Below are 18823 nucleotides of genomic sequence, written 5' to 3'. Positions count from 1 at the left end.
ACACTGGCTTGGCCGTCCCGACCGCGGGTGAGGCGGGCGGTGTCGTACCCCCATGGCAGAGTGCCCGGCATGCACATCGATCAGTTCTGGAACGTCATCGAATCCGCGAGAACGGCCGCCGCCGGCGCGGGCCAGCCCTTCGACGGGGCTCTGGTGGACCGGCTCGCCACGTGCCCGAAACAGGACATCCTCGAGTACCAGGAGCACTTCGACGATGTACACCACGCCGTGTACCGCTGGGACGTATGGGCAGCGGCCTATCTCATCGGCGGCGGCTGCTCGGACGACAGCTTCATGGACTTCCGCGCCGGGCTGATCTCGCTGGGGCGTGATTGGTACGAGCGGGCAGCGGCCTGCCCGGACCGACTCGCCGACCATCCGGCGGTCGTCGAAGCCGCATCGTCGCACCGGGACGAGGCTCTGTTCTACGAAGAGGTCAACTATGCGGCGAGCGAGGCCTTCGAGCGCATCACGGCCGATGGAGAGGACTTCTACGAAGCTTGGGCCGGTTACCGGGCAACGAAGGTCGAAAACAAGGAGCGCGACCACGACATGGGCGAAGACTTCGACTTCGATGACGCCGAGGAAATGTACGCCCGGTTGCCGCGTCTGGCCGCGCTGTACCTCGGCGGACGTGCGGCCTGAAGGTAGTCGCCATTGACGAGTCTCCGGGCACCATACGCAGCAGGGACCCCACACCGTCGGGTACGGGACATCGCCTCGAGCTCATTGTGCTCACGACGGCGGCTTCCCGCTTCCCCGCAGCGACGACAGAACCAGTCGTCCGTATGGCGTGGTCAGCACACCGGCGGTCGCGGCTACAGACAGCCCCAGGGCAACCAGAAGATGCGTCAGGGACTCATCGCCGAGCACCTGGAGTATGCCCAGCGCGGTCCCGAGAGGTAGGCCCAGAATAGTGAGCGTGCCCAGCGCGCCGCTGATCTGCTGGCTCTCCTGGGTCTGTACAAGCCGGCTGTAGTCCGCGGCCTCCGCGAGAATCTCGCCGAATCGCGCGGGCAGCCTGTGCTGATTCTGGAAGGCGAGCAGCAGTTCATTGGCCGGGCCGTGCGCAGTCAGATGCTGACGCCAGTAGGTGCTGCGGAAGAGGGCGATGTTCCTCTCCAGTGTCGCGACCCGGCGTGCCAGCCGTGAGGAGTCGAAGACCTCCGAGAGTTCGTCGGTGAGCTCATCGATGTGGTCCCGCTGGATTGACCCGAGAAGCAAGGCGTCGAGATAGACGGTGCGCGAGTGCAACGCGCCGAACTCGAAGAAATCGCCCTCACCTCCGTCGGCACGATGACCGAGGAAGGCGGCGCCCTGCCGCAGAACCAGGGCACTCCAGTCTGCCGAGATGCGGACCACGGAACCGAGCTGCTCCGTCGCAGTTTCCGGTGCCAGCGGGAAGTCGGCCGGTGTAGAACGTGAGGCCAGTTGCCACAGCCAGCGGTCGGCGGTCGGGGGCAGCGCTCCTTCGAACCCTGCACGCAGCGCCGGAGCGTGATCGGCTTCCGGGGTCATGAACGCGACGGTGTATGGACGCGCAATGGCGAAGGGTTCGGTCCCGTCACGCACTTCGGCGAGTCCGGCAAGCAGGCCGGGGGGCGCCAACGGTCCCGTGAGTGGCAGGGCGTCAGCGGTCCGCCGACCGCCTATCGCGCGCAGCACAGGGAGTAGTGGCCGCTCCACGCTGAAGTGGAGGACCGCGAGTGCGTGACCAGGATGACGAGCCGTGGCGGTACGGAGCAGCTCCATGCCGATGAGATGCAGTCCGTCGTGGCTGATGGACAGCGGTCGGTGCCAGCGGCGGGGCCGGCCAGGCGCCCCGTACAGGACTCGGGCAGAGGCCGGCGCGAAATAGGTCGCACGGGTTGCGGCATCGGTACGGCGACTGCCCAGCTCGAAGGGGAACGGACCCTCGGCCCAGTCGGGCGTGCGCAGCAGCCGCACGGGCAGGACAACGGTCAGTTCCTGGCGCGCGCCGGCGACGACTTCGAGTGAGGGGGAGGCATTGGTCATCGGTAGTACTCGGACGGGTCGGGCTGGTCGAGGCGGATGACGAACTCCGCCCGATCCGGTCGTTCCACCGACACATGGAAGCGAACCCGTTCACCGGTGCGGATGGTCCGAAACCCTTCGGTCACGATCTGTCGGTAGTCGAAGCCGTAGTAACGCTGGTCCTCGTCGTCCTGGACGATGTAGGAACCGACAGCACCGTTCACTCCCCCGCCGCTCGGTCGCCTGTCGACGATGGTTCCGTGGCGTGGCTCGCCGCTCATGCCGCCGTCTCCTCTGTGCCCGCGATGTCCTCCACGCAACGGAAGCCGACGACGTTGCTTCCACCTCGCTTCCGGTAGAGGCCCTTGCTGCTCGCCTGTACCGCGCGCATCGGGTTGTCGTAACTGCCGCCACAGATGACGGCCTCACCCGGGTCGCCAAGGCTGGTGGACGTCCACTCCCAGCAGTTGCCGACCATGTCGACCATCCCGAACGGGGAGCGGTTGCCGGGTCGTTCGTCGACGGGCGTCACCCATGCCCTGCGTATGGCGTCTTCTGCGAAGTCCCGATACCACGCCTGGTAGGTCACGACCGGACGCCCGACCCACGCGTCGGCACAGTTCACGAGCGCCTCGTCGGGCTCGTCGCCCCAAGGGAACAGTCGGCCGTCCGTGCCGCGCGCCGCAGCTTCCCACTCCAGAGAGGTGGGCAGCCGCTTGCCTTCGAAGGCGGCGAAAGCGTACGCGCTCCACCAGCTGACACAGACCGCCGGGTACGAGTCGTAGCGGGGATCGGCATAGTAGTCGGGCTTCCGCAGCCGGTCGGTCCACGGCTGGTGAGTCACGTTCGCCGGCTGCTCGAGGTGGTCCCAGGGCGAGGTGCCGTCAGAGTTGAGCGCTTCGAGGAAGCGGCGGTAGCGGGCGACGGTGACTGCGTGCCGGTCGAAGCGTACGGGGCCGGGGACGCGCCGGAGCAGCAGCCGTTCCGCCGGCCCGACCAGGTACGTGTCTGCGGGCAGCACACAGTCGTCGGTTGCGGAAGCGCTGGGAACACCTGCAAGGAAGGCCCGAACCTGCTCGGTGAGGAAGGCTTCTCCAGCTGTCCCCGCTGCCCGGTCCCGGTTTCCGGGCTCTGCCAGATAACGCGCTGCCAGGAGTTCCTGGTACGCCGTGTGCACGAAGGCGACGCGATCGGGCCCGGCGGGGCGCAACAGAGAGGCGAGTACACAGGCTTCGACATCGAGACGACCGTCTGTGAACGCGCCGGAGCCGAGCTCCCGGTGGAGGTCGAGGACGGAGAACACGGTCCGATCAGCGAGGAATGCCTGTCCGAAGGCAGAAGGCAGCCGCTGCTCGATGTCCGCCGGCCCACGGGCGGTGACCGTGCGCGTGATGTGGGTGCCGAGGATGGCGGCGAAAGGCCGCCCGGGTGGCAGTTCGAGCTCCGCAGTGAGTCGCTTCTCAAGCGGTGTGGCGTCCGGTTCGGCGAGGCGTACGAGGTGGAAGTGCGGGACCTTGGCCGGGTCGACTCCGTTGGCGTACATCTGCTCGACCAGCTGTTCGGAGCGGCCGGCACCGCTGTCCAGGAGTTGGCGGACCTGGGGCGAGTCGGCAAGGAAGGACACCCGGGAGCTCATGACCACCGCGGACTCGGCTGACAGCACGGCCGCGAGGTCTGTGAACAGGTGGAGGAATCCCGAGGGACTGGGCTCAGGGACTCCTTCGTCCACAGCATCGAGCACGCACAGGGCGGTGCCGGAGCGGATCAGATAGAGGAAGAGGTCGTAGGCGCGTGAGCGGTCCGATGCCATGGACGGCGCAAGGAGCCGGGCGGCGTACTCGGAGAAGGGTTCGTCCTTGGGCTTGAGGCCGAGGTCGAAGTAGAAGCGGAACCGGCGCGTCTCTGCACTGACGGCCAGTGAGCGGAGAAGCGTGCTCTTGCCGCTTCCTGGACGACCGGTGACCAGTACGTTCGCGCTACCGCCGACGAGGCGGGTCAGCAACCCCGCGGCGTCCTCGAACTCTGCCATCCCCGGCTCGCCGGTGCGTGGATCCGTGGACAGCGCGGCGGCGCTGATCGCCGCACGAGGTTCGGCCGGTACGGCAGCGGATGCGACAGCAGCGAGGTGGGCGTCGAAATTGACGAGCGTGTCGACGAAGCCGTCGTAGGGGACGATGCGGAGGTCCTGCCCGAGCAGCTGGTGGAGAGCGCTGGACGACGCGCTGTCGTTGTCGTCCTCCAGGACGACGAACCGAGTGAGCTTGGGCAGACGGGTGCGCAGCAACTCACCGCCGCTGGAGGCGAGCACGGTGCTCAGGTCGTCGGCGTCCTGGGAGAGCATCAGTTCGACGTATTCCAGCCGCATACCCGACTCGCGGCAGAACAGCTGATACACGGTGTCGGGGCTGAGGACGAAGCGCTTGGCCTGCCGGTAGCCGAGAGTGACGTACAGGCCTGCCAGGAACTCGCAGCGACGGGCGACCTCGGGCGCCATGTCCGGCTCGCCACCGAGGAGAGCGGCGCTCCCGGTGTTCGTGAACCAGACCAGCACGTCGACAAGTCGGCGTACCACCAGCAGACCGTCCTCGTCGCTGATGTCGTAGCCGTCGTGCGCGGACCGGTTACGGAGGCGGCGGATGTCTTCGAGGGCATCCATCACCGTGCTGCTGCGGATGTGCGGGCGGCAGCGTTTCACGAGATCGTTCAGGGCCTTGGTCGCCGGATCGCCCTCGATGTTGTGGTGGCGCCATAGCTCCTTGAGCAGCTTCTCGGTCAGCTTGCCGACGAGGGCGACGGCGTTCTCAGGATAGCCGTCATTGAGGGAACGTAACGGGCGCTCAAGGTCGAGACCCAAGTGGTCGGCGATACGCGAGTGATCGTCGAGCTCGGTCCGCAGGCGCCGCAGCCGTTCGTCGACCACGGTGCTCACGCGTCCCCACCTTGCCGATCGCCGACCGCTGTGCGCTCTCCGAGGATGAAGGCGAAGCGGTCAGGAAATACGAGAACCGGCTCCGGATGCGCGGCGCGCATCTCCTCGATCCCCTTCTCGATCTCGCTGTCGCTGAACGTGGACAGCAGTGACATGTACCGGGCCTGCACCATGGCGAGGTACTTGTCCCGGTCGATACGGAGCTCGTGCTCGACATGGGTGAGGCCGGCCTCCAGCCCTGCCGCGCGCAGGTGACTCACGATGTCGGCCGGGTCGGGCTGGAGCTCCTCGAAGCGGGCGAGGGCGGCTTCGAACAGCGGGTACTGGATCGCGGCCGGCAGCATCACCACCAGCAGCCTGCCTCCGGGAGCCAGCCGTGCGGCCAGCCCGTGGAGCGTGCGGGCCTGGTCGGGCAGATGGTGCACCGACTCTTTCAGCCACATCGCGTCGAGCTGTTCGTACGGGAGCGAGATACGCTCCTCGGCGATGTCCTCGGCAGAAGCGACGATCGGATGCAGCGCCGGAGGAGGTGGCGTACCGATCTGGCGCAGCATGGCCTCGGACGGGTCGACGCACAGGATCGGCTGCCGGAGCTTGAGCGAGGCCGCGACTTCACGCGCGAACAGGCCGGTGCCGGAGCCAATGTCGGCGATGCGGTCGGTGGCGGTGAGCCGAAGCGCTTCGGCGATACGGGCGGACATCCAGGGGATGTAGTCCGGCCCGTACACCCAATGCTCGTCGTACTCGGCAGCGAGCTCCTCGTAGTGCCCCCGCACATCGCGCCGCTCCACGATCCCCCTCGCACGTCACTGGTCGGTTGTGCCGTTCAGGACAGGCTATCGCGGGGCGCCGGACCGACAACAGCGCGTAAGGCGCTGCCCGTTGCTTTGACCGTTTGCCCGTCGCGCGAACACCGCAAGCGGTACGTTCTGTCCGCCCGGCGCACATCAACGGGCATACCCCAGCAGATACGGAGGTGGAGCCCAGATCATGCAGCTCCTGGACGAACTCACGCTCGAGCGCCGCGGGACGGCCCGTCACTCGAAGTCGGGCACCACCTGCGGTGGAATACCTGCGACCGGGACCGCGACGGAGTGGGAACTGCGCCTGCCGGGCCGCCCGTCGCTCACCGTCCACGACACCCGTTGGCACAACGGCGAGCGGGACCTCGTCCTGTACAAGCCCGTGGTGGTCCCCGAAATCCCCGCCGCGTTGTCCAACCTGCACAACCGGCTGCGCAGCGGGATCACCGCCGGTGGCCGAGCGGGACGGCTGCGCATCATGGCTTGGGTGACCTGGGTGGATCGCGAGCGTCCCCGTATCAAGAAGACATTCACCACGGCGGATCTCGCGGCGAAGTACGACATCGACAGGCTGCGGGAGCTCATCGCTCGTGAAGGAGTGTCACTGGAGCCACGGGACGACCGCCCCGATCTGCCCGTCGTGGACCTCGACGATCCGCAGGATGAGCTCTCCTTCGAGCACGCTGTGTTCTTCCCCGCCGAGGATCACGTGACGCCCGTCGAAGCGTTCGTCCATCTCAAGGTACTTCCGGTCTTGCGCCACGTGGGGTGGATGCCCCGACAGACCGCCTGAGAGCCGGATCCGTCTCCACGCCGGATCAGCAAACGCAGCCCATTCCTCGGCCGCAGATGACGTGTCGACATCATGAGCGCCGCTCGCGGCGCCCCTGACCGAACGGACGAGTATGACGAACCTTCCCCACCTGACGGCAACCGGTACGTGCTGGTGCGGCTGCGGCACAGGAACCGGCTGCTTCTTCGCGCCGGGACACGACAAGATCGCCGAAGCAGCGCTGCTCGCGGCCGAGTACGGTGCCTCCGTGCCGCAGTTGCTGCACAACCACGGCTACGGTCCCGGCCACTCCGTCACCGCGAGAGCGGTTACCGCCGGCGTCTGGGAGCGCTGCCCGTCGTGCGACTACGTCGGGGCGCCCGCGAGCATCCGCAACCACCGCAAGAAGGCGCACAGCGCCGAGTAGTGAGGACGTCACCCGTGAGCGAACCCCGCCCCAGCCAGCACACCAGCTTGCAGACGGCAGTCCGCACGTATCGCGGGCTCTGGGACACCCAGCGTGCCCTGACCGCACTTCGCGATGCGGGGCACGATCCCGAGGAGAAGTACACCCGGCAGATACTCCGTGATCTCGCGAGCGCCGGGCTCCTGGTTAAGGTGCAGGACCGGCCCGTCCTGTACCGCGCCGAGGTCGTTGAACCAGGCCGGTAACCGGCTACGAGGGGCTCCGGCAAACGCAAGGGCGACGAGGGCAGGATTCGAACCTGCGTCCACCCGGGATCAGAGCCGGGCGCTCCTCCGCAGAGCTTCCTCGTCGCCACCTTGATCCTGGCCGGTGCCGTCGCGCCTGGTCAACTGGTTTGTGAGGGCGCGCGGAGCGGAATGGTGAGTGGCCACGGCGCACTCACAGCCACTCCTGGGCGGCAGCGTGTTTGCCTTTCCCCGAGAAGACCCCTGCCGAGCGGAGTGCGCTGGCCATGAGGGGATCAGCGACGGCGACCCCGTGCACGAGCTCGGGCGTGCGACGGAAGGCGACGGCCTCCGCGGCCCGTCTCGGTCGGGTCCATCCATCGGCCGCGGCGTCCACGCCGTGGCGGGCGCAGACCGCCTCGACCAGCGAGCGGGGGCACCCCTTCTCGCCTCTGAGGACTTCCCAAGGCAGCGGCAGTTCCGCCCAGATGTAGGTGTCCGGGTGCAGCCCGCCACCACTCATGCGATGCCAGTACGCCACGTCAGCCGCCATCAGGCGGGGCACCTTCCCGAGGCAGATCCGGTCGAGGACGTCCTCCTCGCCGAGCTCGGTCAGGAGCGCGAACCAGTGCACCCGCGCCGTGTTCCACGCCTGTGCGGCCTGGTTCCACGTGGACGAGTCGTTGCCACGGCGCACGATCATCGTGTCGCGCTCCAGAGGACGCCGATTCCAGGCGTCCTCAAGCAGCTCGGCCACCTCGCGCAGGAAGCGGTTCCAACGCACCAGCAGCCGGGTGAGCTCCTCGTCGGACACCCTCTCGAGCACCTCGGCCGTGGGGTGCGCATGCGCGATCGCATACCAGCGCGTCCGTTCGGGGTTCACCCGCAGCCGCTGAAACAGGGCGTCGGCGACCTCGTCGTACACCTGCCTCTGCCGGCCGTTGGTGAAGATGCTCCGCATGTAGCCACGTGCGGTGACGTAAGCGATGAACGCGGCGGTATCCGTGTCGGCGGCGAACTCCTCGTACGGCAAGGCGTGGGCGAACGCTCCTTTGCCGGTGATGGTGACCTCGCGACGGCGCTGCTCGTGGACCAGTCTCGACAGCTTGGCCTCCATCCGGCGCAGCAGTCGGAAGCGCTTGTTGTACTGGCGCTTGGACATGTCGCCCAACCCTGCGTCGGCGCGCCCGGCTCGGTCGAGCCGATCCATGCCGAAGTCGTTCTGCCCGAGAGCACGGTAGATCTCTTCACCCACCCGACGGATGACCGCCTCGATCTGAGCGGGATCATCACCGGCGTCGTTCAGGATCTCGGGCACGCTCGTGAACAGGCTTGCCGCTCGTGCCAGCTGGCGCTGCGCGCCGACGGGGCGCGCGAAGTCCTCCAGCATGGACGTGTAGCCGTGCCACTGATTGCGCAGCGAGTGCTCGCCGGCCTTCGCGAGGGCTGAGTCGGTGGCAGGGTCGAGGTCGATGTGCTCGGCGGCGTACAGGTCGCGGATGAGGTGAGCCACATCCTCGGGACGCTTGCGCAGGCTGAGAGAGGCGTGCAATTCACGAAGCAGTCGTTCGACCGCGGGCGACGGCATGCGTCGCAGGCTTTCATCACTCCCAGAAGACCTCCACTGGTTATTCGCTCACACCGGGTTGCAGATCCAGCTCCGCCCACACGGTCTTTGTCGAAGGCGGCTCCGACCGCTGGTCCACGCCCCAGCGGTCGGCAAGAGCGGCGACAATCACCAAGCCACGGCCCGACTCGCCGTCCGCCGCTGTCTCGAAGTTCGTCGAGAGCTGAGGCAGGTGGTCGCCACGGGCGTCGGTGACGGCGATGCGGAGGGCGCCGGCGCCGGTCGTGGCATCCAGGGTGAGGGTGAGCCGGAAGTCACGTCCTCGAACGCGGCCGTGTAGCGCGGCCTTGGCGGCGAGTTCGGCGACGATCTGCTCGGCGCGATCGGCTACGCCGGGTGACACCTGCCAGGCGGTGAGGCGTTCCACGGCGAGGAGCCGGGCCAGGCGTGCCCCGCGGCGAGTGGAGGACAGGCGCTGCGCGAACGTGCTCACGGTGGCCGAAGGTTGGGGTGTGATCGTGTCCATGGGTCCACCGTGGCGGGCGCGCGTGGGCAGGTTCCAGCAGTGCGGCCCGTACGGTACGTCAGCGTACGAGCACATATCGTGGACAGTACGCGTCCCTGTTCGTCACCCTGGATGCCGTCGAGTGTGGCGGCGATGGGCAGCGCGTGTACAGAACCGGAGGTGGCCGCGGATGACGAGCGGCATCGACATCGAGAGCGGCGACGAGGGCTACGGCCGTGAGGACGACGACGGCGCGGCGGCGGGCGAGTCCGATCGCGAGCCCGGCCCCTCAGACAGCCTGCGGACCTTCGGGGCCGTCACACAGGCGCTGCGCGAGCACGCGGGGTACAGCAGGGCCGAGTTCGCAGACCTGGTGCGCTTCTCCAAGCACACCGTGGAGTCGGTGGAGCTGGGGCGGCGGATGCCCGACGAGTCGTTCGTGGCGCGGGCGGACGAGCTGCTGGGGAATACCGGGGCGTTGCGGAGGTCGTCTCAGTTCGTGACGCGGGGGCGCGGTGACGTGGGGCTGGCGGTCTGGTTCCGGCAGTGGGCTCGGCTGGAGCGGGTCGCGGTGAGTCTGTGTACGTACGAGTGCCGGCTGGTCCCCGGCTTGTTGCAGTCGGAGGCCTACGCGCGGTCGGTGTTCGAGGGGACCGTTCCGGTGGCGCCGGACGACCAGATGGAGAGCTTCATGGCCAGGCGGATGGAGCGGCAGCGGATGCTGTCCGAGCGGCCGACCACGCCGTTCAGCTTCATCGTTGAGGAGCACGTCTTCCGGCGCCGGTTCGGGGATGTGGAGCAGATGCGGGAGATGTTCGACCACGTGCTGGAGCTGAGCGCGCCGCGCAACGTGACGCTTCAGATCGTGCCGTTGGAGGCCGGCCTGCACGCCTGCCTGGATGGCCCCGTACGGCTCCTGGAGACCCCGAAGGGGCAGCGGCTCGCGTACTCCGAAGGGCAGCAGAACGGCCGCCTGATCTCCGACCCGAAAGAGGTGAGCCTCCTTTACCAGCGCTATGACACACTGCGCTCGCAGGCCCTGAACGCCAAGGACTCGCGGGGTCTGTTGGAGCGACTCCGAGGAGAACTATGAGTGCGACGGAACTGGCCTGGTTCAAGTCCAGCTACAGCGGCAGCCAGGGTGACGACTGCGTCGAGGTCGCCGTCACCGAACAGGCCGTCTGCGTACGGGACTCCAAGGACGTGACGCTGACTCACTTCGCCGTCGGGCGTCAGGGCTGGTCGCGGTTCGTAGGGTTCGTGACGGAGGCCTGAGGGGCACGGGTCCCGGCGGTCGCGTGATCACGTTCACCGCCAGGACACCGGGTCAGTGGAGGTCGGGTCCACCCGCCTCGACTATCTCGTCGAGCAGACTGATCTCCTCGTCGGCGTCGTCCGGGACGTCCGGGTCGGCATCGGGAAACGGTCCGGATGACTCATCGTCAGCGAGATGCGGGTACTTCTCCAGGAGGAACCGCCGCCGGTACGCCATCTCAGCAGCGTCGACGATCCCCTCCAGAGTGGTCCAGTTGAGGGTGCCTCCGACGACGATCCCGAATGCGGGTACGGCCTTGCCGAGTCCCTTCTTGGTGAGGCGAAAGCCGAACGCCTTCGCGAACTGCTGGGAGACCTTGGCGACAACGCGCTCGTTCAGGACCTCCCACGTCTTGCCGCGGAAGAGTGCCTGGGTGAGCCGCGAGATGTCGGCCATCGCGGCGTTCTTCGCGGTGGCCGAACTCGCCGTCCCGGCGTTTACGACCGACATCACGAAGAGCTTCTCGGCAGGCTCTTCGGGGTCGTAGCCGTAGAACAGCGAGACCTGCCCGACGGCGCGGGACGCGAGTCCGAGGACCGCTGCGGAATCGGCAACAAAGGCGCCGGCGATCGCACCTCCCGAAGGCGCTGCCGCGGCGCCGGCGGAGGCGGCGATGGCGAGCTGCCCTCCGGAGATCACAAGTCCCGCACCCGCTCCCGAGAGCGCCGCGGCGGCCGGGTAGTACCAGCTCGCCGCTCGTCCACGGACAGCGTCGATCTGCTCGAGGTCGAGGCGGCGCAGGTCGAGCAGCGACGCGACGTCGTGCCCGCGCTTCTTGTGGAGCGCCACCACGCGTTTGGAGGAGAGGCCCGCTCGCGAGGCCCGCCCAACCGTCTGCCGTATGGACTGAACGGCAGTGCCGCTCCAGTCCGGCAGGGCGTCGGCGGCTCCGCGCGCCCCGGCGCCGACCTTGTGAGCGCCCTTGGCGACGATTTCCTGTCCACGGGACAGCGCCGACTTGGCCCTTGGGTGGTTCTCCAGTTGCTTCGTGGCACGCTTGCCGAGTTCTGCGACGCCGTTGGCCACTTGCTCGCCAGCGTTTCTCATGGCTCGTGACAGTGGGCGGCCCTTGAACTGCTGGATGGCCTGCCATGCCGCGAGCTCGTAGTCAGAGGGGAGAGGATTGGGCTGCTGCGGGTACTGCGGGTTGCTCATGGTCCCCCCTGGGGTGTGGTGGTGATTTACGAGTGTGTGACTCGTCAGGTCGGGTCGTTGAGAGCTGTCAGGCGGGGTGGCGGGGGCCGTGGCCCGGGGGCGGGGTGAGGGTGGAGGTGTAGTTCTCGCCGTCCACGAGGGGGTGGTCGAGGGTGAGGCCGGCGCCGGTCATGCGGTCGTACTCGGCGAGGATCAGGTCTTTGGTGCGGTAGGCGCCGTACACCTTCATGTCGTTGTCGCGAACGACGTTGAACGTGTCGAGGATGTACGACGTGTCGTCGCGGGACACGCCGTACAGGTGGAAGAAGAAGGCATCCAGCTCGGCTCGGATCGTCGCTCGGCGGTCTGGAGCCCAGTGGAAGGGGGCGCCGGTGTCACCGAGGTTGTGGGCGAAGCCCTTCATGTCCTGTGCGGTGTATACCAGCTCAAGCACTCGCTCAACGATGAAGCTGATGTGTCCTTCAAGGGAAACCGGGGTCAGGGTCGGAAGCTGCCTCCAGGTGAAGTACTTCATGCTCGTGCCGCCTAGCTTCTGACGACTCGCATAGTCGAAGATCACGGAGGATTGCATGGCTACCAAAGCGGCAGCGCTGAGGCCGCCCCGCTCTGGCAGCATGATGAGGAACTTGTCACCAACACCGGCGCGCGGAAGCAGCGCGGGTATCGAGGTGCGCACGTCGGCCGCCCGGCAAATGTCCCGCCACCCCAGGAGCCAGCCCTGATCCCAGCCCTTGGCAGCAAGCCGCGACCGGACACCCGCCAGCTTGATCTCCTGGCCGTCCTTGTCGAACTCGCCCGTGGGCACGTCCTGCTCAGGTACCCAGTAGCGTGGCATCGGCACAGCCGCGGCATCCTGATGCTGCTCCACGGTGAGTCGCGGCAACGTGCCCTTGTTGAGCTGTTTCTCGGTGGCGCCCTCGTATGTGGAGAAGCGATGGTCGTAGTGGTGGAGCATCTTGGCCTCATACAGGGGCAGCAGGCGCTCGTTCCCCCGTACCAGAACGTTGCCCTCCAGGCCCCAGCCGTCCTTGAGGAGGTCCTCGAAGGTCTCCCCGTTCTGCGCGTCGGGGCGGAACAGGTGGGAGTCGTTCGCCATGTGGAACATGGTCATGAACGACACCCCCCACGGGTTGCCGTCCTTGCGTGACTCGTCAATGAGCACTGGAACCCGGCGGTAGATGCCCAGCGTGATCTCGGCATCGCGGCGGGTGCTGAAGACCGGACACGTACCCGTGTTGGGATTCATCCGGAGGATGTCGTCCGCTGTCAGCCGGTACCGCCGCTCCGGAATCTGGTCGGCTTGGCGCACCTTGAACACCATCTGTGCCGGCTCGCTCAGTTCGCCGGTTCCCCGTAGCGTAAGCAGGCAGAATCGCATCTGGTTGTGGACGCCAGGAAAGACCTTGTCCTCGTTCTCGAAGTCGTAGAGGGCAGTCAGCTGTCCCTCGGTGACCAATTCCTTGAAGAAGTGCTGCGTCGTCGCATCCGTCGCGATACCCGTCGGGACGATGACCCCCGTGCATCCACGTGGGCCGGTCAGGGCGCGGTCGGTCTCCGCGAAGACGGCATAGGTATTGATGTCGCCGCGGCCGGTGAGCGGGTAGCGGCCGCTGACGCGGAGGAGGTGGCTTTCGCCTTCGGAGCGGCGCTTGGCTGCTTCGAACTCCTTGTAAATGGGCTGTCCGTCGGGATCCTCCCTTAGGTCGGCGATCATACGCTTGCGAGCGGCCGCGTTCTTCGCGTTGGCGATCTCCGGGCTGCGCTCGGCGAAGAACTCCTGTTCCTGGAGCTTGACCCGCTCCCACGGCGGGTTTCCCACTACCGCGTCGAAGCCTCCTGCCCAGCCCATCTTCGGCTGGACGCCGTCACGCGACTCGGACACGGAGAAGACCTCGGGGAACTCCAGGTGCCAGTGGAAGAACGTGTACTGGTGGGCGAGCTGGACGATCTCATCCTGCGTGGAGGCTGGTATCCCGCCGCTCGGGCTCTGGAGGTCGCGGAAGACGCCGTGTGTGACGGGGGTCGCCACGCCGTGCCCCTTGGGCCAGACGAAAGCGGCGCACCAGGCGTCGGCGACGTTGCGAGCGTGGAGGTAGTCCGCCGACTGTTCCAGTTCGCGGAAGCGGCTGGACTGGAGGCGGACGTCGCTCAGGGTGTCGGAGGGGGCGGCTGTGATGTCACGGAGGCTCGCTGCGAACGAGGAGTTGGAGAACCAGATGCGCTCCTCAGTGGTGAAGCTGAGCTGCCCGCCGCGCTCCTGGGCGTTCCGCCTCCTCACAGCCGACGCGATCTTGTTGTCGTCGCCCTCGATCGGCCTAAACGCATCGTCGGGGATACCCCCGGCCAGCAGCGCCGGCGTCGCACCCAGCAGTGCGTTCCCATGCTTGATGTGCGCGTCGAGGAAGCCCAGCGGCTTGCCCGGCTCCAGCGCCTCCAGCCACAACGACACCTTGGCGAGCTCGACCGCCATCGGGTTGAGGTCCACGCCGTAGATGCACTTCGCGACCACCTCGTGCAGGGCATGCCGTACCGCGTCGATCGTCGGCTCGGGGTTCTGCTCCCGCACCGCGGCGACCCGCTTAGCGATGCGACGTGCCGCCGCAACCAGGAAGTGGCCAGACCCACAGGCCGGGTCGCAGACCGTTAGACCGAGCAGTTCCTCCACGATGGCTTCACGCGCGTCCGGCTGGCCAGACCGCGTGGCCCGGACCTCGCCGCGCTTCACCGCATCATCAATCACCGGGTCAAGCGCGGAGTCGAGCAGGCAGTCGATCAGAGAGGAAGGTGTGTAGTACGAACCCGTCGTCTTGCGGGCATTGCCTGCCAACTCAACGAGTTCGAAGGAGCGCTCGGTGGCATTGTGCTTGGGGACGAGCTCCAGCAGGGACTCATAGATAGAGCCGAGTTCCTCGGCGTCCAGGTGTCGGTAGTCGACCACGCGGTTCCGCCGGGAGTGGGTGTCGCGGACACTCGAGAGCGCGCGGACGGCGTGGAGCAGGGGCTCGTTGGACAGGGCGAGGCCGTGCAGGAGCTTGTCGGCTTCGGTTTCGTCGAAGATGCCGCCGAGGGCGGGCAGGCCAAGCTCCGGGCGGCCGTCGTCGTTCCCAAGACCCGAGAGGACGAAGCGCAGCGCCTGGTACAGGTCACCGTGCGCGGTGCCCCGGCGCCGCTGGGCATGGCGGCGCAGCCGGGTCGACGAGAAGTACGTGGCGTAGCGCTCCTTGGCTGCAGCATCCGCGTTCGGCGCCAGTAGCACGTCCCGGTCTTCAGCGACGAAGAGGAAGAGCAGCCGGTAGACCATGCGCAGCAGCGCGTAGTGGAAGGTCTTGACGTCCAGCGCCTCGCGCAGCTCGCGGTTGTCGGGGTGCTTCAAGAACCCCGTGCCGAGCGTCGTGATCGCGGTCTGGACGCCCTTGCGGAGCTGGTCCAGCGCACGGGTGCCAGAGGCGATGGCCTCGGTGCGCCACTTCTCCAGCCAGCACCCGGACGGCGGGGCCTCCTCCCCCACCTCGAAGCGGGAGACGTGCAGCAGCCGGTACAGCAGCACGAACTCGCTGAACAGTTCGCCGTCGAAGATCGCCTCGAGGTCGAACTCGACGTACGAGGCGGTCGCCAGGGCGCTGGAGTCCCGGAGCAGCCGCACCTGGCGGCCGTTGGTGAGGACGCCCCACAGGTGGGCTTCCGTGCGGTTCAGGCACTCCTGGAGCATGGACTGCGGCGGGACCGTGCCCGCGCCGCCCGGCCGGCGGTCGAGGTCGGCGTTCCAGGCGGTCTGATGGATGAGCACGTGCCGCCAGCGGTGGGTGACCGAGAAGGTCTTGTCGGGGTCGGAGTCGGCCGCGATGCCGGACGTCCCCATGGGCGTGAGCCGGCCGAAGCCGAGTTCGCGCCATAGCGGGGCGAGCCAGTCGCTGCCTGCGATGCCGGTCGGATCGCTCGCGGGCGCACCGCTCCCCACGTCCTCCGGCAGGCGCTTGCGCACGTCGCGCCAGAGCGGCTTGAGGTACTCCCAGCTGCGTTCGGCCTCGTCCCGGACCGAGAGGGACGAGGGCAGGCCGTAGTCGGCGGGCTTGGAGCCGGGGACGTCCTTGCCCTCGCTGATGCGGACGAGCATGTCGACGGGCAGCAGCGCGCCGACCGTGTGGGCGGCGGAGAAGACCTGGTTGCGGGTGGTGGCAGACATCAGGCAGCCTCTCCGGACGCGTCGGCGGGCAGGTAGACGTAGGCGCCGAGGATGTCGGCGGGCTTCTGGGCGGTGACGCGAAGTCCTCGGACGATCTCGTCGGCGGCCTTGCGCACGCGGCGGTGGGACTCGTCGAGGCCGGCGGCGAGCTCGTCGCCGTACGACTCCAGGTAGCCAGTGATCGCGGGCAGTTGGCCGAGAATGCGGGTCATCGTCTGTTCCCCGGCAAGCGGGTGGGTGTTGGCGGTGGCGGTCGCGTCAAGCAGCGCGACGGCCTCCTCCTGAGCCAGCCACTCAGCGCTCTTCGGGGAACCGCGGAACGCCAGCAGTCGGGCGTCCTCCGCCACGAGCTGCTTCTCGCCGCTCCGCGACGGCAGCGTCAGGTGGAAGCGGTAGCGCACCAGCAGCAGCGTCGTGCGCTTGACGACCGCGTCCGTCGTGATCACGCCGCAGCGCCGGGCCGGGCGTACGCCGTCGGACTGGATGTCCAGCGCCGCATTCAGGACGTGGCCGGCCAGGGCGCCGACGACCGGGTCGGTGCGGACCAGGGCGGCTTCGCCGCGGGCAACGGCCGGGTCGGCGCGGAACGGGATCGGGCGGTCCTTCTCGATGACCTCCGCGCCGACGACCGGGGCGAGCGCGTCGCGCAGGCCGGCGGGCGTGCCGCTCACCTGCGCGGTGAAGTCCGCTCCCGACTCGCGCAGCACGCCTCCGAGCGCTGCCAGGGACTCGCGTACGAACGTGGCGATCTCCCCCGCGCTGCCGAGCGCTTCGCGCACGGAGGCGACCTCGCGGGCGACGTCCTCGGGGTGGATGGAGCGCTGGGCGAACCGCGAGCGGGACGTCTTCTCCCGCTCGGCGGCCGAGTTCCAGTCCTTCTCAAGGTCCGCGAAGCTCTGCTGGAAGGAGTCCGAGCCGAACAGTGCCTGCTGCTCGCCCTCACGGCCGCGCAGGAGCAGCCATTCGACGATGGCGTCCGTGACGCCCGTGGACATCTCGTCGGGTACGGAGACGGAGATGCCCAGGTCCTTCTTGATCTGGCGGTGCTTCTTGATGAGGACTTCGAGGACCTTACCGTCGATGCCGTTGTCGTCGCCGTAGAGGGTGATGACGCGGACCTGGTCCTTCTTCTGTCCGTACCGGTCGACGCGGCCTTCGCGCTGGTCGTGACGGGTCGGGTTCCAGGCGAGGTCGTAGTGGAGGACGGCGTCGAAGTGGTGCTGGAGGTTGACGCCTTCGGAGAGGCAGTCGGTGGCGATGAGGACGCGGCGGGCGGCGGCGTCCTCGCCCGCCTCGGTCGCCAGCTCCTCGATCCGCTGGATGCGCTGCTGCGGGGAGAGGGTGCCGGTGACGGCCTTGACGACGGTCTTCGCGCCGAGCGGGCCGCGCCTTTTCGTCTCCGGGTCGTTCGCCAGCTGGTCGGCGAGGTATTCGGCGGTCGGGATGTAGCGGCAGAACACGATGGGGTTGTGGCCGTCGGCGAGCAGCGCCTTGAGGTGCTTGATGACGGCCTTCAGCTTCAGATCCTGCTCGGGTCCTTCGAGCTGGGCTGCGCGCTCCGCGAGTTCGGCGAGCCGCGTGCCCGCGTGCTCCTCGGTCTCGGCGCCGGGAGCCACGTCCATGCCCTCGAGCGCGTCGCTGTCCGCCGAGTCACTGGTCAGCGGGGCGCCCAGCCGGTCGGCCTCCTCCGCGGACGCGGCGACCGCGGCGGCAGAGCGGGTGCGCAGGGTCTGCGCTGCGGCGCGGGGCGAGGAGACCAGGGAGCGCAGCAGCGCGATCGCGGACCACCAGGCGATGCGGGCTTCGCGCTTGCCCTGCGAGTCGGCGGCCTGGACGCGCTCGCTGGCGTAGGCGATGGCATCGTCGAGGAGGGCTCGGTAGGCGGGGGCGAGCTTGTACGTCTCGTCCTTGAAGTAGCGGTCCGAGGGGAACGCGGTCTTCTCGGCGAGACTGTCATCGCTGAGCCCGTCGCTCTTGGTGAGGTACTGGCGTACGTCGGCCCGCTTGCGCGCCACGAAGTGCTGCGCGAGGAGCTTACGGCCGGCGTCCGAGTCGAGGTTCACCTTCGCCAGCTCCGGCTTGACCAGGCCGAGCAGGTTGCGGAACGCGGACTCCTTGCCGGAGTGGGGCGTTGCCGTGACGAGGATCAGGTGGCGGTACATGTCCGCCGAGACGCGCTTGAGGAGCTCGTAGCGCAGCTGATTCTGGGCGTTCGCGGAGGTGTCGTCGGCCGCGACGCAGGAGTGCGCTTCGTCGACGATCACCAGGTCGGGGCAGTGGCGCACGAAGTCGTCTCGGTGACGGGTGGACTTGATGAAGTCCGTGGAGACGATGACGTGCGGGTACTTGTCGAAGAGGGACTGGCCCAGGTCCAGTCCGCGCTCGAGCCGTGACACCGTGGAGGCGAGGACGAGTTCGGCGTCGATGCCGAACTTGGTGCGCAGCTCGGCCTGCCACTGTTCGGCGAGGGCGGGCGAGCAGAGGACGGCGAGGCCGGTGGCCTCGCCCTGGGCGAGCAGTTCGCTGGCTATGAGGCCCGCTTCGACGGTCTTGCCGATGCCGACGTCGTCGGAGATGAGGATGCGTACGGTCTGCTGGCGCAGTGCCATGAGCAGCGGGACGAGCTGGTACGCGCGGGGTTCGACCGCGATGCCGGCGAGGGAGCGGAAGGGGCCGGCGCCCGACCGGAAGCCGATGCGCAGGGCGGTGCGCAGCAGACCGGCCGCACGCTGGTCGCCGAGGTCGGAGGGTTCGGGCGCGGCGAACTCGGCGCCCTGCACCTCCTCGAAGGCGGGGAAGACGGCGGCGATGTCGTCGTCGGAGCCGCCGAGGGGGCGGAGCACCAGCATGTCGGGGGCGCTCTCGGGGAGCACCACCCATTCGCGGCCGCGTGCCGTCACCAGGGATCCCGCGGAGTACGTGAGTGCCATGAACGTCGTCAAGTCCTC

At 68.0% G+C, this 18823-nt stretch carries 15 protein-coding genes and 1 tRNA gene; 6 read left to right on the top strand and 10 right to left on the bottom strand.

The features are described 5' to 3' along the window. Window positions 1–69 precede the first annotated feature (69 nt). A complete protein-coding gene (locus tag ABZ208_RS23990) occupies window positions 70–645 on the top strand; it encodes a DUF4240 domain-containing protein (RefSeq protein ID WP_356911511.1) in 576 nt (191 codons plus the stop codon). Window positions 646–735: 90 nt separating this feature from the next. On the opposite strand, the gene ABZ208_RS23985 is transcribed toward ABZ208_RS23990, so the two are convergent. Genes ABZ208_RS23985 through ABZ208_RS23970 form a run of 4 tightly spaced genes read right to left on the bottom strand, consistent with a single transcriptional unit; the run spans window position 736 to window position 5715 of the window. Continuing rightward, entirely contained in the window at window positions 736–2016 is a 1281-nt protein-coding gene (locus ABZ208_RS23985; protein ID WP_356911510.1) for a hypothetical protein, read from the bottom strand. Continuing rightward, the gene (locus ABZ208_RS23980) at window positions 2013–2276 is read right to left on the bottom strand and encodes a hypothetical protein (RefSeq protein WP_356911509.1); all 264 of its coding nucleotides are present in this window, start codon (window positions 2274–2276) and stop codon (window positions 2013–2015) included. Before ABZ208_RS23980 ends, ABZ208_RS23985 begins: the two co-directional genes overlap by 4 nt. Next, complete coding sequence (locus ABZ208_RS23975; RefSeq protein ID WP_356911508.1) at window positions 2273–4924, bottom strand: SUMF1/EgtB/PvdO family nonheme iron enzyme; 2652 nt, start codon at window positions 4922–4924, stop codon at window positions 2273–2275. The genes ABZ208_RS23980 and ABZ208_RS23975 overlap by 4 nt, the downstream gene beginning before the upstream one ends. Then, a complete protein-coding gene (locus tag ABZ208_RS23970; RefSeq protein ID WP_356911507.1) occupies window positions 4921–5715 on the bottom strand; it encodes a class I SAM-dependent methyltransferase in 795 nt (264 codons plus the stop codon). The genes ABZ208_RS23975 and ABZ208_RS23970 overlap by 4 nt, the downstream gene beginning before the upstream one ends. A gap of 199 nt (window positions 5716–5914) precedes the next feature. On the opposite strand from ABZ208_RS23970, the gene ABZ208_RS23965 reads away from it, so the two are divergent. The 3 genes from ABZ208_RS23965 (at window position 5915) to ABZ208_RS23955 (ending at window position 7171) form a co-directional block, all read left to right on the top strand. After that, a complete protein-coding gene (locus tag ABZ208_RS23965; protein WP_356911506.1) occupies window positions 5915–6520 on the top strand; it encodes a hypothetical protein in 606 nt (201 codons plus the stop codon). Window positions 6521–6632: 112 nt separating this feature from the next. Next, entirely contained in the window at window positions 6633–6926 is a 294-nt protein-coding gene (locus ABZ208_RS23960; protein WP_356911505.1) for a hypothetical protein, read from the top strand. Between the two features lie 14 nt (window positions 6927–6940). After that, window positions 6941–7171, top strand: coding sequence for a hypothetical protein (locus tag ABZ208_RS23955; RefSeq protein ID WP_356911504.1), 231 nt, complete (start codon window positions 6941–6943; stop codon window positions 7169–7171). A gap of 32 nt (window positions 7172–7203) precedes the next feature. Here ABZ208_RS23955 and ABZ208_RS23950 read toward each other — a convergent pair. From ABZ208_RS23950 to ABZ208_RS23940, 3 genes are all read right to left on the bottom strand, one after another. Next, window positions 7204–7276: transfer RNA gene (locus tag ABZ208_RS23950), tRNA-Gln, on the bottom strand. 88 nt (window positions 7277–7364) lie between these two features. After that, the gene (locus ABZ208_RS23945; RefSeq protein ID WP_356911503.1) at window positions 7365–8738 is read right to left on the bottom strand and encodes a hypothetical protein; all 1374 of its coding nucleotides are present in this window, start codon (window positions 8736–8738) and stop codon (window positions 7365–7367) included. 40 nt (window positions 8739–8778) lie between these two features. After that, on the bottom strand, window positions 8779–9243 hold the full coding sequence (locus tag ABZ208_RS23940; RefSeq protein ID WP_356911502.1) for an ATP-binding protein: 465 nt from the start codon (window positions 9241–9243) through the stop codon (window positions 8779–8781). A 169-nt stretch (window positions 9244–9412) separates the two neighbouring features. On the opposite strand from ABZ208_RS23940, the gene ABZ208_RS23935 reads away from it, so the two are divergent. Next, complete coding sequence (locus ABZ208_RS23935; protein WP_356911501.1) at window positions 9413–10315, top strand: helix-turn-helix transcriptional regulator; 903 nt, start codon at window positions 9413–9415, stop codon at window positions 10313–10315. After that, window positions 10312–10497, top strand: coding sequence for a DUF397 domain-containing protein (locus tag ABZ208_RS23930; RefSeq protein ID WP_356911500.1), 186 nt, complete (start codon window positions 10312–10314; stop codon window positions 10495–10497). Before ABZ208_RS23935 ends, ABZ208_RS23930 begins: the two co-directional genes overlap by 4 nt. Before the next feature lie 52 nt (window positions 10498–10549). Here the strand turns inward: ABZ208_RS23930 and ABZ208_RS23925 are convergent, their stop codons facing one another. From ABZ208_RS23925 to ABZ208_RS23915, 3 genes are all read right to left on the bottom strand, one after another. Continuing rightward, window positions 10550–11692: an EcsC family protein gene (locus tag ABZ208_RS23925; protein WP_356911499.1), complete on the bottom strand. Its 1143-nt coding sequence runs from the start codon at window positions 11690–11692 to the stop codon at window positions 10550–10552. 67 nt (window positions 11693–11759) lie between these two features. Then, window positions 11760–15875, bottom strand: a complete 4116-nt coding sequence (locus tag ABZ208_RS23920; protein ID WP_356911498.1) for a DNA methyltransferase — start codon at window positions 15873–15875, stop codon at window positions 11760–11762. Then, a complete protein-coding gene (locus ABZ208_RS23915; protein ID WP_356911497.1) occupies window positions 15875–18805 on the bottom strand; it encodes a helicase-related protein in 2931 nt (976 codons plus the stop codon). Before ABZ208_RS23915 ends, ABZ208_RS23920 begins: the two co-directional genes overlap by 1 nt. Between the last annotated feature and the right edge of the window lie 18 nt (window positions 18806–18823).

This window comes from Streptomyces sp. NPDC006208 (assembly GCF_040613775.1).
In the GTDB taxonomy this organism is placed as follows: Bacteria; Actinomycetota; Actinomycetes; order Streptomycetales; family Streptomycetaceae; genus Streptomyces.
The sequence above is the reverse complement of the archived record's forward strand: the minus strand, read 5'-3'. Positions and strand labels throughout refer to the sequence as shown.